The sequence below is a fragment of the Kitasatospora sp. NPDC056184 genome (assembly GCF_042268405.1).
In the GTDB taxonomy this organism is placed as follows: Bacteria; Actinomycetota; Actinomycetes; order Streptomycetales; family Streptomycetaceae; genus Kitasatospora.
Genome location: NZ_JBHJUI010000015.1, coordinates 51,433 through 65,531, shown reverse-complemented (window position 1 = coordinate 65,531; position 14,099 = coordinate 51,433). Strand labels below are relative to the sequence as shown.

Here is a 14,099-nt window from a genome sequence, read left to right as displayed (position 1 = left end):
GGTGCTGGTGCTGAGCGGGTCGGTGCGTACGGCGGCATGCTAGGCCCTCTCTTTCGGGTCACGCCAGGCGGGCGTGACCCGAAGGAGAGAACCTGCCCGGGCGCCGCCGGGGCCGGCCCGCCCTAGCGGCGCCCGGGCAGCGGCGGCGGGGTCTTCGCCGGCCGCTCGGCGAGCGCCGCCAGCGCCAGCCGGACCCCCTCGGCGAGCTGCGGGTCCTCCCCCGCCCCCCACGCGTGCGGCGGGAACGGCACCTCGACGTCCGGGTCCACGCCGTGGTTCTCCAGGCCCCAGCCGACCCGCTCCGACCAGAACGCGTACTTCGGCTGGGTCACCAGGGTGCCGTCGACCAGCGAGTACCGGCTGTCGATGCCGATCACCCCGCCCCAGGTGCGGGTGCCGACCACCGGGCCGATGCCGAGCGCCTGGATGGCGGCGTTGACGATGTCGCCGTCCGAGCCGGAGTACTCGTCGGCCAGGGCGACGACCGGCCCGCGCGGCGCGTCCTCGGGGTACGGCGCCGGACTGGCGATGTCCCGGGCGACGCCCCAGCCGACGATCCGCCGGGACAGCTTCTCGATCACCAGCTGCGAGGTGTGCCCGCCCCGGTTGCCCCGGATGTCGACGATCACGCCCTCCCGGGCCATCTCCGAGCGCAGGTCGCGGTGGATCTGCGCCCAGCCGGTGGTCTGCATGTCCGGGATGTGCAGGTAGCCGAGCCGGCCCTCGGACAGCTCGCGCACGGCGGCGCGCCGGCCGGCCACCCAGTCGTGGTAGCGCAGCGCCTCGTCGTCGGCGAGCGGGACGACCACCGGGTGGCGCCGGTCGGTGCCGTCCTTGCCGGCCACGGTCAGCTCCACCGGCTGCCCGGCGGTGCCCGCGAGCAGCGGCGCCGGGCCGGTCACCGGGTCCACCGGGCGGCCGTTGACCGCCAGGACGGCGTCCCCCGGGCGGATCGCCGCGCCCGGGGCGGCCAGCGGCGAGTGCGCCCGCGGGTCCGAGGACTCGCCGGGCAGGATCCGGGCGATCCGCCACACCTCGCCGTCCCGGACCAGGTCGGCGCCGAGCAGGCCCTGCCGGCGGGCCGGCTCGGTGTGCCGGCCGTGCGGCACCACGTAGGCGTGCGAGGTGCCCAGCTCGCCGTGCACCTCCCAGAGCAGGTCCACCAGGTCGTCGTGCGAGCCGAGCCGCTCCACCAGCGGGCGGTAGCGGGCCAGCACCCCGGCCCAGTCCACCCCGGAGAGCTCCGGGTGCCAGAAGTTGTCCCGCATCAGGCGGCCGTTCTCGTCGTACATCTGCCGCCACTCGGCCGCCGGGTCGACGGTCACCCGCAGCCGGTCCAGGTCGACGTCGACCTCCTCGTCGTCGCCGGACGCCTTGTGGTCGGCGGGCAGGATCCGCAGCTCCCCCTCGTCCAGCACGGCCAGCCGGGTGCCGTCGCCGCTCACCGCGAACCCGTCCAGGCCGTCGACCAGCTGCTCGGCCCGGCGCTTGCGGAAGTCGAAGCGCTCCAGGGCGGGCCGCGGGCGCTCGTCCTCCAGCGAGGCCGCCTCGTCGCCCAGCTCGCCGACCAGCGGGACGCGCGTCCACAGCACGCCGTCCTTGGCGGCCCGCAGGGCGCCGAACCGGCCGCCCTCCACCGGGAACGGCACGATCCGGTCGGCGATGCCGTCCAGGTCGACCCTGGTCACCGGCGGCGCGTCGGCCCCGCCCTCCTCGCCGTCCGCCCGCTTGCCCCTGGGCTCGTCGTCCTCGCCGCCGGCCGGCCGCCCGGCCCGGCTCGGCCCGAACGGGTTCGGCGTGTCGGCGGCCAGCGTGATCAGGTACGGGCGGCAGCCGTTGGGGAACGACAGGTCGAAGACGTGCGAGTCGTACACCGGGTCGAAGTTGCGCACCGAGAGGAACGCCAGGTGCCGGCCGTCCGCGGTGAACGCCGGCGAGGTGTCGATGAACCGCTGCGGGGTCGCCTCGGAGACCGTCCTGGTGGCCAGGTTGGCCAGCACGATCTGGCGCAGCGACCACGGCCCGAGGGCCGGCTGCGACCAGGCCAGCCACGCCGAGTCCGGGCTGAACGCCAGCCCGCTGACCTCGCCGTCGGTGCTGTGCGCCAACTCGTGCACGGCCCCGTCGGCCAGCGCGACCAGCAGCACCCGGCCGTCGTGCGAGCCGACCGCCAGCTGCTTGCCGTCCGGCGACACCAGCAGGGCGCGGACCCGCCCCAGCCGCCCGGCGGCCAGCCGGCGGCGCTCGGTGCCGAGCACGGCGGGCGCGTACTCGATCGCGTCGTCGCCCTCGGCGTCGGTCACCCAGACCACGCCCTGCGCGCCGTCCTCGCCCGCCGGGCCCGGCACCACCCGGGCGAGGCGGCCGCGCACGCCCGGCGTCTCGTCCAGCACCCGGGCCGGGCCCTCCCGGTGGGTGAGCCAGTGCACGGTGCCGCGCACCACCACCGCGCCGGCCCGGCCGGTGCGGTCCGGGGCGGCGCCCTCCAGCCAGTACGCGGCGGACACCGGGCGGGGGCGGCGGCCGGTGCGCGGACCGGCCGGCCGGACGTCGAGGCGGCGCGGGCCGGCGCCGGCCAGGTCCTCCAGCAGCCACAGGTCGCCGGCGCTGTGCCAGACCGTCCGGGTGCCGTCGGTGGTGGCGTCGCGGGCGTAGAAGCCCTCCGGGGAGGTGCCGTGGCGGCGCAGGTCGGAGCCGTCCGGGAGGCTGGAGTACAGCGCGCCGACGCCCTCGTGGTCGGAGAGGAACGCGATCCGCTCCCCCACCCACAGCGGCGACTCGATGTTGCCGTCCAGCTCCTCGTGGACGCGCTCGAAGCGCTCGGCGCCGATCCACAGCTTGCCGGCCCGCCCGCCCCGGTACCGCTTCCACCAGGCCGGCTCGACGCCGAACGCCGAGACCAGCAGCGCCCGGTCGCCGCCCGGTTCGAAGGCCAGCCCGCCGACCGGCCCGTAGGGCAGCCGCACCGGCTCGCCGCCGTCCAGCGGCACGGCGTGCGCCCAGGTGCGGCGCAGCGAGGCCTGCCCGGCGGCGGTGGTGGCGATCGGCCGGCCGTCCGCCGTCCAGCCGCGCAGCTGGGTCTGGGCGTCGCCCCAGTGGGTGAGCCGGCGGGACGGGCCGCCGTCCACCGGTGCGAGGTGCACCTCGGGGGCGCCGTCCCGGGTGGAGGTGAACGCGACGTACCGGCCGTCCGGGGAGAACCAGGGGCGGCGGACCGGGACGTGGTCGGCCGTCAGCCGCCAGGCCCGGCCGCCGTCCAGCGGGGCGAGCCACACGTCGTTCTCGGCCACGAAGGTGACCAGGTCGCCGTGCAGGTGCGGGTGGCGCAGATAGGCGCCCACGGGAGTGCTCTCGGGTTCGCTCACACCCGTCACCCTAGGCAGCGGTCCGGGCCGCGCGCCCGGACTTCGCCGACCGCGAACCCCCGAGGGGGACGCCCTCCCGCGCTACGACCAGCGGCCGGTGCGGCCCAGCAGCAGCGCGCCCGCCGCCACCCCGGCGGTCGAGGTGCGCAGCACGGACGGGCCGAGCCGGTACGGCTTCGCGCCGGCCTCGGCGAAGGCGGCCAGCTCCTCCGGGGAGACCCCGCCCTCGGGGCCGACCACCAGCACCAGGTCCCCGCCGTCCGGCAGCGCCGCCCCGGCCAGCGGCGCGGCGCCCTCCTCGTGCAGCACGGCCGCGAAGGCGGCGCCGGCCAGCACCGGGGCCAGCTGCCGGGTCGTCACCAGGTCGCGGACCTCGGGGAAGCGCAGCCGGCGGGACTGCTTGCCGGCCTCCCGCGCGGTGGCCCGCCACTTGGCGAGCGCCTTGGCGCCGCGCTCGCCCTTCCACTGGGTGATGCAGCGCGAGGCCGCCCAGGGGATCACCACGTCCACGCCGACCTCGGTCATGGTCTCCACGGCCAGTTCGCCCCGGTCGCCCTTGGGCAGCGCCTGGACGACGACGATCCGCGGCGCCGGCTGCGGCTCGCGGCGCACCGCCGCCACCGTCACCTCGACCGCGTCCTTGCCGTGCACCGCCGCGACGGTGCCGTCCACGCCGAGGCCGAGACCGTCCGCCAGGGTGACCGCCTCGCCCGGCTCCAGCCGCTTCACGGCGGCCGCGTGCCGGCCCTCCGGCCCGTCCAGCCGCACCAGCGCGCCGGGCGCGGCGGCGGCGATCCGCTCGGTGTCGACGACGAACACGGGCGCGGTCATGCGGGGAACCTCCGGAGTGGGAACGGGAACGGGAACGCGAAAGGGGTGCCGAGGAAGCCTCGGCACCCCCGCGCGGGACGGCTACCGGCCGTTGAAGGCGTCCTTCAGCCGGGAGAACAGCCCCTGCTGCCCGGGCGCGAACTGGCCGGACGGCCGCTCCTCGCCGCGCAGCACCGCCAGGCGGCGCAGCAGGTCCTCCTGCTCGGCGTCGAGCTTGGTGGGCGTCTGCACCTCGACATGCACTATCAGGTCGCCCCGGCCGCCGCCGCGCAGGTGGGTGATGCCCCGGCCGTGCAGCGGGATGGACTGGCCGGACTGGGTGCCGGGCCGGATGTCGACCTCCTCCACCCCGTCCAGGGTCTGCAGCGGCACCTGGGTGCCGAGCGAGGCCGCCGTCATCGGGATGGTGACGGTGCAGTGCAGGTCGTCGCCGCGCCGCTGGAACACCGCGTGGGTGGTCTCGGCGATCTCGACGTACAGGTCGCCGGCCGGGCCGCCGCCGGGGCCGACCTCGCCCTCGCCGGCCAGCTGGATCCGGGTGCCGTTGTCGACACCGGCGGGGATCTTGACGGTCAGGGTGCGGCGGGCGCGGACCCGGCCGTCGCCGGCGCACTCCGGGCACGGGGTCGGCACGACGGTGCCGAAGCCCTGGCACTGCGGGCAGGGGCGGGAGGTCATGACCTGGCCCAGGAAGGACCGGGTGACCTGGGAGACCTCGCCCTTGCCGCGGCACATGTCACAGGTCTGCGCGGAGGTGCCGGGCGCGGCCCCCTCGCCGCTGCAGGTGGTGCAGGTGACGGCGGTGTCGACCTGGAGTTCCTTGGTGGTGCCGAACGCGGCCTCCTCCAGGGTGATCTCCAGGCGGATCATGGCGTCCTGGCCGCGCCGGGTCCGCGAGCGCGGGCCGCGCTGGCCGGAGGCGGCGCCGAAGAAGGCGTCCATGATGTCGGAGAAGCCGAAGCCGGCCGCGCCCGCGCCGAAGCCTCCCGCCCCGCCGCCGCCGTTGGGCGAGAGCGGGTCGCCGCCGAGGTCGTAGACCTGGCGCTTCTGCGGGTCGGAGAGCACCTCGTACGCGGCGTTGATCTCCTTGAACCGCTCCTGCGTCTTCGGGTCCGGGTTGACGTCCGGGTGCAGTTCGCGCGCCAGGCGCCGGAACGCCTTCTTGATCTCGTCCTGCCCCGCATCCCGTCGGACGCCGAGTACCGCGTAGTAGTCCGTGGCCACCAAATGCTCCGCTTGTTCCGCCTGTAAGAGTGCTTGCGACTTCGGGCACCCTCGGATCTGAGGGTGCTCGTTCCTACGACTCGGCCAGGATCTGGCCCACGTACCGTGCCACCGCTCGCACCGCCCCCATTGTGCCCGGATAGTCCATCCGGGTCGGACCGATCACACCCAGTTTGGCCACGCTTTCGTCGCCCGAACCGTAACCGACCGAGACGACCGACGTGGAATTCAGCCCCTCGTAGGCGTTCTCGCGGCCGATCCGGACCGTCATCCCGGCGTCCGCGGTCTCACCCAGGAGGCGGAGCAGGACGACCTGCTCCTCCAGCGCTTCGAGCACCGGCTGGATGGTCAGCGGGAAGTCGTGGCCGAAACGGGTCAGGTTGGCCGTGCCGGCCAGCATGATCCGCTCCTCGCTCTGCTCGGCGAGCGTCTCGAAGAGCGTCGCCAGCACGGTCGTCACGGTCGGCCGGTCGGCCGCCTCGAACAGCGAGGGCAGCTCGTCCAGCAGCCCGGGGACGTCCGGGAGCCGCTGGCCGGCGGCCCGGGCGTTGACCCGGGCCCGCAGGTCCGCCAGCAGGGTCTCGCCGACCGTGCCGGGGCAGTCCACCAGCCGCTGCTCGACCCGGCCGGTGTTGGTGATCAGCACCAGCATCACCTTCGCCGGGGCCAGCGCGACCAGCTCGATGTGCCGCACCGTGGAGCGGCTCAGCGAGGGGTACTGCACCACCGCGACCTGGCGGGTCAGCTGGGCCAGCAGCCGCACCGTGCGGGCGACCACGTCGTCGAGGTCCACCGCGCCGTCCAGGAAGTGCCGGATCGCCCGCCGCTCGGGCGCGCTCATCGGCTTGACCTCGGCCAGCTTGTCGACGAACAGCCGGTAGCCCTTGTCGGTGGGGATGCGCCCGGCGCTGGTGTGCGGCTGGTGGATGTAGCCCTCCTCCTCCAGCGCCGCCATGTCGTTGCGGACGGTCGCCGGGGAGACCCCGAGGTTGTGCCGGTCCACCAGGGCCTTGGAGCCGACCGGCTCCTCCGTCCCCACGTAGTCCTGGACGATCGCGCGAAGCACCGCGAGCTTGCGGTCGTCGAGCTGGCGGACCTCACCGGCCATGGGGCACGCACCTCCGTCTTCACGCGTTGTCCGTTGTGACACGCCGTTGTGGCATGTGTCCGCATTTCGAGCCCGTCGGGCCGGCCCCGAGGGGCCCGGCCTTGGCACTCTGAACGCCGGAGTGCCAGAACCGTACCTGCCAGTGTAAGGCCCGGGTCCGACGGCAGGAACGGCCCGGCCGGGGTGATCCTGCCCGCAGTTCGCGGCGCGCGGATGATGCCGGGGGCCCGCCCGGGTGGCAGCATCGAAAGCGGACGGCGAACGGAGGAGCAGCGATGTCGACCTCGGGCCCGCACACCCGTTTCGCCCCCGACCGCGGCCTGACCGGCCGGATGGTGGGGACGATGTTCCTGATCGGACTGCTGTACGTCGGATTCACCGGGCTGCTGATCGCCCTGCTGCGCGGCGCCTGGCCGATCATCGTCCTGATCTCCGGCGGCCTGTTCGTCGCCCAGTTCTGGTTCAGCGACAAGATCACCGAGCGGGCCATGGGCGCCCACCCGGTCACCCCGGAGCAGTACCCGCAGCTGCACGGCGCCGTCGACCGGCTCTGCGCACTCGCCGACATGCCCAAGCCCCGGGTCGCCGTCGCCCGCAACGACATGCCGAACGCCTTCGCCACCGGCCGCAACCCGCAGAAGGCCGTGGTCTGCGTCACCACCGGCCTGCTGCGCCGGCTGGAGCCGGAGGAGCTGGAGGGCGTGCTCGCCCACGAGCTGTCGCACGTCGCCCACCGGGACGTCGCCGTGATGACGGTGGCCGGCTTCCTCGGCGTGCTGGCCGGCGCGATGACCAGGATCGCCGTGTACGGCGGCTTCATGGGCGGCGGGCGCAACAGCAACGACCCCAACGCGGCGATCGTCGCGCTGGTCGTCCCGCTGGTGTCGATCGCCGTCTACGCGATCAGCTTCCTGCTGACCCGGCTGCTCTCCCGCTACCGGGAGCTGGCCGCCGACCGGGCCGCCGCCCAGCTCACCGGCCGGCCCAGCGCGCTGGCCTCGGCGCTCACCAAGGTGACCGGCCAGATCGCCGCCATCCCGACCAAGGACCTGCGCCAGGCCCAGGCCTACAACGCCTTCTACTTCGCCCCCGCGCTGAGCGCCCGCGAGGCCGCCACCCAGCTGTTCTCCACCCACCCGACGCTGGAGCAGCGGCTGGCCCAGCTCGCGAAGATCTCCGCGCGGCTCGGCCGGTGACCCGTTGACCCTCCTCCCGGAAGGACCGCCGTGGGAATCCTGGACGCGCTGTTCGGCCGCAGCAGGCCCGTCAAGCCCGACCTCGACCAGCTGTTCGGGGTGCCGTCCGCCGCGCTGACGCTGGAGGCCGGGGCGGGCTTCCGGCCCACCGGGCTCGGCTCGGTCTGCTTCGCCTCGGTCGAGGGCGGGGCCTTCGACGAGGTCGAGCGGCAGGTCCGGGCGCTGCTCGACGCCGACACCGGGAGCGGCGGCGTCCCCGTCGAGGCGTCCAAGGACGACTACGGCTACTCCTGGCTGCTCGCCCGGCACGCCCCCGAGGAGCTGCCGGAGCTCGTCAACGACCTGCACGCGGTCAACAGCGAGCTGGAGGCGAACGGCTTCGGGCCGCAGCTGCTCTGCTCGCTGGTCGGCTTCCGCGACGCCGCGGGGCGGCGGCCGCTGGCCCTGGTCTACCTCTACAAGCGCGGCACCTTCTACCCGTTCGCGCCGCTGCCGGGCGGCGGGGAGAAGCGCGACAGCCCGCTGGAGCTGGAGGTCAACGCCATGCTCGGCAACGACCTGCGGCTGGAGAAGGACCTCACCCGCTGGTTCCCGGTCTGGGGCGCCCCGGGGCTGTGAGCCGCCCTCCCGGCGCCCGGAAATCCGGTGGCCGCCGCTCCCCCGCGCGCCTAGGGTCCGACCATGATCGACTGGACCTCCCTCGAAACCGCCGACCCGACCCCCGAGACCCTCGCCGCCGTGAGCGCCGCCCTGCGCTCCCCCGACCCGCACGTGCGCGACAGCCTCGCCTACGAGCAGCTGTGCCGCTGGGTGCCCCTGCTCACGCCGGAGCAGCGCCTGGCCCTCGGCGACGAGATGGCCGAGCGGCTGTCCGACCCCGAGATCCAGGCCCGCACCTTCGCCCCGCTGATCCTCGCCGACCTCGCCGACCTCGGCGCCCACCGCCCCGCCTGGCTGGACGCCTTCGCCCGCTGGTACCTCGCCGAGAGCGACCTGCGCGGCTTCGATCCCGGACTCGGCTGGCTGCACGCCGTCGCGCACGGCGCCGACTACCTGGCCGCCCTCGGACGCGGACCGCTGCTCGCCGACCCCGCGCCGCTGCTGGAGCTGGTCGCCGCCCGGCTGCTCGCCCCCACCGACCACGTCCTGGACGCGCTGGAGGACGACCGGCTCGGCCGCGCCCTCGCCCAGATCCTCACCCGCCCCGAGCTGACCGAGCGGCAGGCGCTCGGCTGGCTCGACGTGATCGCCGCCCAGCCGCCGCGCCGCCCCTCGGCGACCACCGGCGCCGTGCCCGCGGTCGTCTCCAACACCCTGCGCACGCTGCGGATGCTGTACGTGCTCGCCGACCGGGGCGTGCGGATGGAGCGCGGCGGCGACCCGGTGCCGCTGCCGCACTCGGCCGCGCTGCGCGAACGGATCGCCGGGATCCTGGTGGTGAACTCGCCGTTCACCGGCTGACGCCTCGTAGACTCCGGGGAATGCGCAGCCGCCAGTACGGACCCGACCTGACCCCGCCGTGGAAGAAGACGTCGCCCGCCCCGGAGGTGCCCGCCGAGCGGGACCTGGTGGTCGAGGAGGCGGCGAGCGGCTTCTGCGGGGCGGTGGTGCGCTGCGAGAAGACCGCGGAGGGCTTCACCGTCACCCTGGAGGACCGGTTCGGCAAGCACCGGGTCTTCCCGATGGTCCCGCGCGGCTTCCTGCTGGAGGGCCGGGTGGTCACCCTGGTCCGGCCCGCCGGCCCGGCCCCCTCGCGCGCCCCCGGCCGCACCGCCTCCGGCTCGGTCGCCGTCCCCGGCGCCCGCGCCCGGGTGGCCCGGGAGTCGCGGATCTACGTCGAGGGCCGGCACGACGCCGAGCTGGTGGAGCGGGTCTGGGGCGACGACCTGCGGATCGAGGGCGTGGTCGTCGAGTACCTGGAGGGCGTCGACGACCTGCCCGCGATCGTCGCCGACTTCGCCCCCGGCCCGGGCCGGCGCCTCGGCGTCCTGGTCGACCACCTGCTGCCCGGCACCAAGGAGCACCGCATCGCCGCCCGGGTCACCGGCCCGCACGTGCTCGTCGTCGGCCACCCCTACATCGACGTCTGGCAGGCCGTGAAGCCCTCCTCCGTCGGCATCCCCGCCTGGCCCGCCGTCCCCCGCGGCGAGGACTTCAAGCTCGGCACCTGCCGCCGCCTGCGCTGGCCCGAGGACACCCCCGCCGCGTGGAAGCGGATCCTCGCCACGGTGAACTCCTACAGGGACCTGGAGCCCGAACTGCTGGGCCGCGTCGAGGAGCTGATCGACTTCGTCACCCTCCCGGATCAGGAGTAGGTCCGGAAGTCCGACGTGTCGAGGACGACCCCGACCAGGTCGACCGGCACGGGCTCGCCGAACTTGGTGGTCCGCTCGACCGCGTAGTCCGGCAGCCCCGAGGCCGCCGCCGGGTTCGGCTCGGTCAGCAGCACGCAGACACCCTTGATCGGATCGACGATCAGGTAGGCGGGAACGGCGCCCTCCGCGTAGAGCTCCCGCTTGGTCCGGTAGTCACGCAGCACGCTGGTCTTCGACACCACCTCGACCACCAGCGTCACGGCCGGCGCGGAGAGCAGCCGTCCGGGGCCCTCGGCGGCTCCGCGCTCGATCACCACCAGATCCGGCTGGGGCTCGCTGCCGTCCGCGGGGAACGCCACGTCCTGGGTCTGGAGCCGGTGCCAGCGGGTGCGGGGGATCTGGTCGACGATCGACTCGACGATGAGGTTGTGGGCCAGGTCCGGCCCCGCCATCATCACGATTTCCCCCCTGATGAGTTCGGCCTTGCAGCCTTCCGGGACCTCCAGGGCTTCGAAGATCCCCGTCATCCGGTCATCGATGGCGGTCATGGCGCGCTCCCTCCGACGGCTGACACCACGGTAACGACACTCAGTCCACCAGGTCACGCACCACCGCGTCGGCCAGCAGGCGGCCCTGGAGGGTGAGGGCGGCGCGGCCCTGCTCGTAGGGGGCGGGGGCGAGGAGGCCGTCGGCGAGGGCGCGGGCGGCGGCCGCGCGGCCGGTGTCGGCGAGGAGGCCGAGCGGGATCCCCTCGGCGAGGCGCAGTTCGAGCAGGATGCGCTCGACGCGGCGGTCCTCGGCGGTGAGGCGCTCGCGGCCCTGGGCGGGGGTGCGCCCCTCGGCGAGGGCCCGGGCGTAGGCGGCGGGGTGCTTGGCGTTCCACCAGCGCACGCCGCCGACGTGGCTGTGCGCGCCGGGGCCGGCGCCCCACCAGTCGCCGCCGGTCCAGTACAGCTCGTTGTGGCGGCAGCGGCCCTCGGGGGTGGTGGACCAGTTGGAGACCTCGTACCAGGAGTAGCCGGCGGCGGCCAGCGCCTCCTCGGCGATCAGGTAGCGGTCGGCGTGCACGTCGTCGTCGATCATCGGCAGCTCGCCGCGCCCGACCCGGGCGGCCAGCCGGGTGCCCTCCTCGACGATCAGCGAGTAGGCGGAGACGTGGTCGGGGCCGGCGCCGATCGCGGCGGCCAGGGAGGCCCGCCAGTCGTCGTCGGACTCGCCGGGGGTGCCGTAGATGAGGTCGAGGTTGACGTGCTCGAAGCCGGCCGCGCGGGCCTCGGCGACGCAGGCCTCGGGGCGGCCGGGGGTGTGGTGGCGGTCGAGCAGCTTCAGCACGTGCGGGCGGGCCGACTGCATGCCGAAGGAGATCCGGTTGTAGCCGCCCTCGCGCAGTTCCGCCAGGTACGCCGGGTCCACCGACTCCGGGTTGGCCTCGGTGGTGACCTCGGCGCCGTCGGCGATCCCGAACTCGTCGCGGATCGCGGCGAGCATCCGCACCAGGTCGCGGGCCGGCAGCAGGGTCGGGGTGCCGCCGCCCAGGAAGACGGTGCTCACCGGCGGCGCGTCCGCGCCGAGGACCCGCCGGGCGAGGCGGATCTCGGCGACCACGTTGTCCGCGTAGGTCTCCTGGGAGGCGACGGTGCCCGAGGAGCGCAGCTCGGTGGCGGTGTAGGTGTTGAAGTCGCAGTAGCCGCAGCGGCTCGCGCAGTAGGGCACGTGCAGGTAGAAGCCGAACGGCCGCGAGCCCAGCCCGTCGAGGGCGTGCGCGGGCAGGGAACCGTCGGACGGCACCGGTTCGCCGTCGGGAAGTGCGGAGGGCATGACCCCATTGTCCCGTACGGCCGGGGCCATCCGTCCCGTACAGCCCTCCGGGCCGTACGGGACGGGCGGGTCAGGCCTCGTTGGCGCCCGTGTACATCGCGGTGACCGCCTCGGCGTAGGTCCGCTCCACCACCGGGCGCTTGATCTTCAGGCTCGGGGTGAGCTCGCCGTGCTCGACGTCCAGGTCGCGCGGCAGCAGGTGGAACTTCTTGATCGTCTGCCAGCGCTGCAGCCGGCCGTTGAGCCGCTGCACGAAGCCGTCGATCAGCTCGTGGGTCCGCGGGTCGGCGACCACCTCGGCGTAGGACGCGCCGGCCAGGCCGTGCTCGGCGGCCCACGGCATGATCACCGCCTCGTCCAGGCCGATCAGCGCGGTGCAGTAGTTGCGGCCGTTGCCGATCACCAGGATGTTGCTGACGAACGGGCAGACCGCCTTGAACTTGCCCTCCACCTCGCTCGGCGCGACGTACTTGCCGCCGGAGGTCTTGAACAGGTCCTTCTTGCGGTCGGTGATCCGCAGGAAGCCGTCCGGGGACAGCTCGCCGATGTCCTCGGTGTGGAACCAGCCGTCCGCCTCCAGCACCTCGGCGGTCTTCTCCGGCAGGTTGTGGTAGCCGCGCATGACGCCGGGGCCGCGCAGCAGGATCTCGCCGTCCTCGGCGATCCGCACCTCGGTGCCCGGCAGCGGACGGCCCACCGTGCCCACCCGGATGTCCTCGGCCCGGTTGACGCAGGAGCCGGCGCTGGTCTCGGAGAGCCCGTAACCCTCCAGGATCGGCACCCCGGCGCCGACGAAGAAGTAGCCGATCTCCGGGGCCAGCGCGGCGCTGCCGGACACCGCCCCGCGCAGCCGGCCGCCGAACGCGGTCCGGATCTTCGCGTACACCAGCCTGTCGGCGAGCGCGTGCTTCATCCGCAGCACCGCCGGGGCGCTGCCCGCGCCGGTCGCCACCCGGGTCTCCTGGACCGCGCGGGCGTAGTCGCGGGCGGTGCGCGCCGCCCACAGGAAGATCTTGTACTTGGCGCCGCCCTCGGCGCGGGCCTTGCCGGCGATGCCGTTGTAGACCTTCTCGAAGATCCGCGGCGCCGAGGCCATGATGGTCGGCCGGATCACCGGGAGGTTGTGGATGATCCGGTCCACCCGGCCGTCCAGCGCCATCACGTGCCCGGTCGCGATCTGCCCCGAGATCAGCGTCTTGCCGAACACGTGCGACAGCGGCAGCCACATGAACTGCACGTCGTCGGCGGCCAGCAGCCCGCTCGCCTCCTGCGCCCGCCCCTCGTAGGCCCAGCAGTCGTGCACCAGCCGCACGCCCTTGGGGCGGCCGGTGGTGCCGGAGGTGTAGATGAGGGTGGCCAGCTGCTCCTTGTCGAGCGCGGCGACCGCCTTCTCGACCGCGTCCGGGTGCGCGGCCAGGTGCTCGGCGCCGAGCCGCTCCAGCTCGGCGAGGGTGATCACGCGCAGCCGGCCGGCCTGCGGGGGCCCGTCCGGCGCGTCGAACAGGATCACCGTCTCCAGCCCGGGCAGCCGGTCCAGCTCGGCGACCACCTTGTCCAGCTGGGCGGCGTTCTCGGCGAACAGGGCCCGGGAGCCGGAGTCGGAGAGGATGAACGCCGTCTCGTCGGCGTTGGTGCTCGGGTAGACGGCCGTGGTGGCCGCGCCCGCGCACATGTTGCCGAGGTCGGCGAGGATCCACTCCAGCCGGGTGGAGGAGGCCAGCGCCACCCGGTCCTCCGCCTCGATGCCCAGCGACAGCAGGCCGGCCGCCACCGCGTGCACCCGGGCCGCGGTCTGCGCCCAGGTCATCGACCGCCACTGCTCGGCGCCGGGGGTGCTGTCCGCCGCGTGCTCGTCCACCGGGACGGGGAAGCGGTAGGCCTCGCCGCCCGGGGTCAGCGCGACCCGTTCCTGGAACAGGTGGGCGACGGAAGCGGGACGCCCGGCGACGATGTCGGGACGGCCGGAGTCGATCAGGGACTGCGCGGAACTCAACGAGGACCTCCGGGGGCGGGTGGCCGTCTGGAAGAGGTGGCGTCCGTGGGGGCGGCCGCCGGCCCCCGGACAACCGGAACCAATACCGGCGAGTAACAAGAGGGCTGTCAGCAGCCTAGGGGGAAACCGGTCATTCCGTAAGGGGGCGGGCCGAGCCGGCATCCTCCCGGACCGCCGGTGCACGGCACCACCGGACCGCGCGGAACGTTCGGCAAAGGGCTGGACAAAGATCCGGCTCGCTTGCCCGGA

Annotated in this window: 11 protein-coding genes; 4 read left to right on the top strand and 7 right to left on the bottom strand. The window is 74.5% G+C overall.

The window, feature by feature from the left end:
* Window positions 1-122: 122 nt before the first annotated feature.
* The 4 genes from ACFC0B_RS27080 to hrcA all read right to left on the bottom strand — a co-directional run bounded on the left by ACFC0B_RS27080 (window position 123) and on the right by hrcA (window position 6,528).
* Window positions 123-3,365 carry a S41 family peptidase gene (locus ACFC0B_RS27080; RefSeq protein ID WP_376090984.1) on the bottom strand — a complete coding sequence of 1,081 codons (3,243 nt, stop codon included), beginning with the start codon at window positions 3,363-3,365 and terminating at the stop codon, window positions 123-125.
* An 81-nt stretch (window positions 3,366-3,446) separates the two neighbouring features.
* On the bottom strand, window positions 3,447-4,196 hold the full coding sequence (locus ACFC0B_RS27075) for a 16S rRNA (uracil(1498)-N(3))-methyltransferase (protein ID WP_376090981.1): 750 nt from the start codon (window positions 4,194-4,196) through the stop codon (window positions 3,447-3,449).
* A gap of 81 nt (window positions 4,197-4,277) precedes the next feature.
* Window positions 4,278-5,420 carry a molecular chaperone DnaJ gene (dnaJ, locus tag ACFC0B_RS27070; RefSeq protein WP_355375149.1) on the bottom strand — a complete coding sequence of 381 codons (1,143 nt, stop codon included), beginning with the start codon at window positions 5,418-5,420 and terminating at the stop codon, window positions 4,278-4,280.
* 73 nt (window positions 5,421-5,493) lie between these two features.
* Window positions 5,494-6,528 carry a heat-inducible transcriptional repressor HrcA gene (gene hrcA, locus ACFC0B_RS27065; RefSeq protein ID WP_376090977.1) on the bottom strand — a complete coding sequence of 345 codons (1,035 nt, stop codon included), beginning with the start codon at window positions 6,526-6,528 and terminating at the stop codon, window positions 5,494-5,496.
* Window positions 6,529-6,803: 275 nt separating this feature from the next.
* Between hrcA and htpX the strand changes: the two genes are divergently transcribed.
* The 4 genes from htpX (at window position 6,804) to ACFC0B_RS27045 (ending at window position 10,039) form a co-directional block, all read left to right on the top strand.
* Complete coding sequence (htpX, locus tag ACFC0B_RS27060; protein ID WP_376090974.1) at window positions 6,804-7,724, top strand: zinc metalloprotease HtpX; 921 nt, start codon at window positions 6,804-6,806, stop codon at window positions 7,722-7,724.
* A gap of 30 nt (window positions 7,725-7,754) precedes the next feature.
* Window positions 7,755-8,342: a hypothetical protein gene (locus ACFC0B_RS27055; RefSeq protein ID WP_376090971.1), complete on the top strand. Its 588-nt coding sequence runs from the start codon at window positions 7,755-7,757 to the stop codon at window positions 8,340-8,342.
* Between the two features lie 63 nt (window positions 8,343-8,405).
* Entirely contained in the window at window positions 8,406-9,185 is a 780-nt protein-coding gene (locus tag ACFC0B_RS27050) for a DUF2785 domain-containing protein (protein ID WP_376090969.1), read from the top strand.
* A 20-nt stretch (window positions 9,186-9,205) separates the two neighbouring features.
* Window positions 9,206-10,039, top strand: a complete 834-nt coding sequence (locus ACFC0B_RS27045) for a DUF3097 domain-containing protein (RefSeq protein WP_376090966.1) — start codon at window positions 9,206-9,208, stop codon at window positions 10,037-10,039.
* Here the strand turns inward: ACFC0B_RS27045 and ACFC0B_RS27040 are convergent.
* From ACFC0B_RS27040 to ACFC0B_RS27030, 3 genes are all read right to left on the bottom strand, one after another.
* Window positions 10,030-10,587 carry a Uma2 family endonuclease gene (locus ACFC0B_RS27040; protein WP_376090963.1) on the bottom strand — a complete coding sequence of 186 codons (558 nt, stop codon included), beginning with the start codon at window positions 10,585-10,587 and terminating at the stop codon, window positions 10,030-10,032. The genes ACFC0B_RS27045 and ACFC0B_RS27040 overlap by 10 nt on opposite strands.
* Window positions 10,588-10,627: 40 nt before the next feature.
* Window positions 10,628-11,857, bottom strand: coding sequence for a radical SAM family heme chaperone HemW (hemW, locus tag ACFC0B_RS27035; RefSeq protein WP_376090960.1), 1,230 nt, complete (start codon window positions 11,855-11,857; stop codon window positions 10,628-10,630).
* 70 nt (window positions 11,858-11,927) lie between these two features.
* Window positions 11,928-13,850, bottom strand: a complete 1,923-nt coding sequence (locus tag ACFC0B_RS27030; protein ID WP_376090957.1) for an AMP-dependent synthetase/ligase — start codon at window positions 13,848-13,850, stop codon at window positions 11,928-11,930.
* Between the last annotated feature and the right edge of the window lie 249 nt (window positions 13,851-14,099).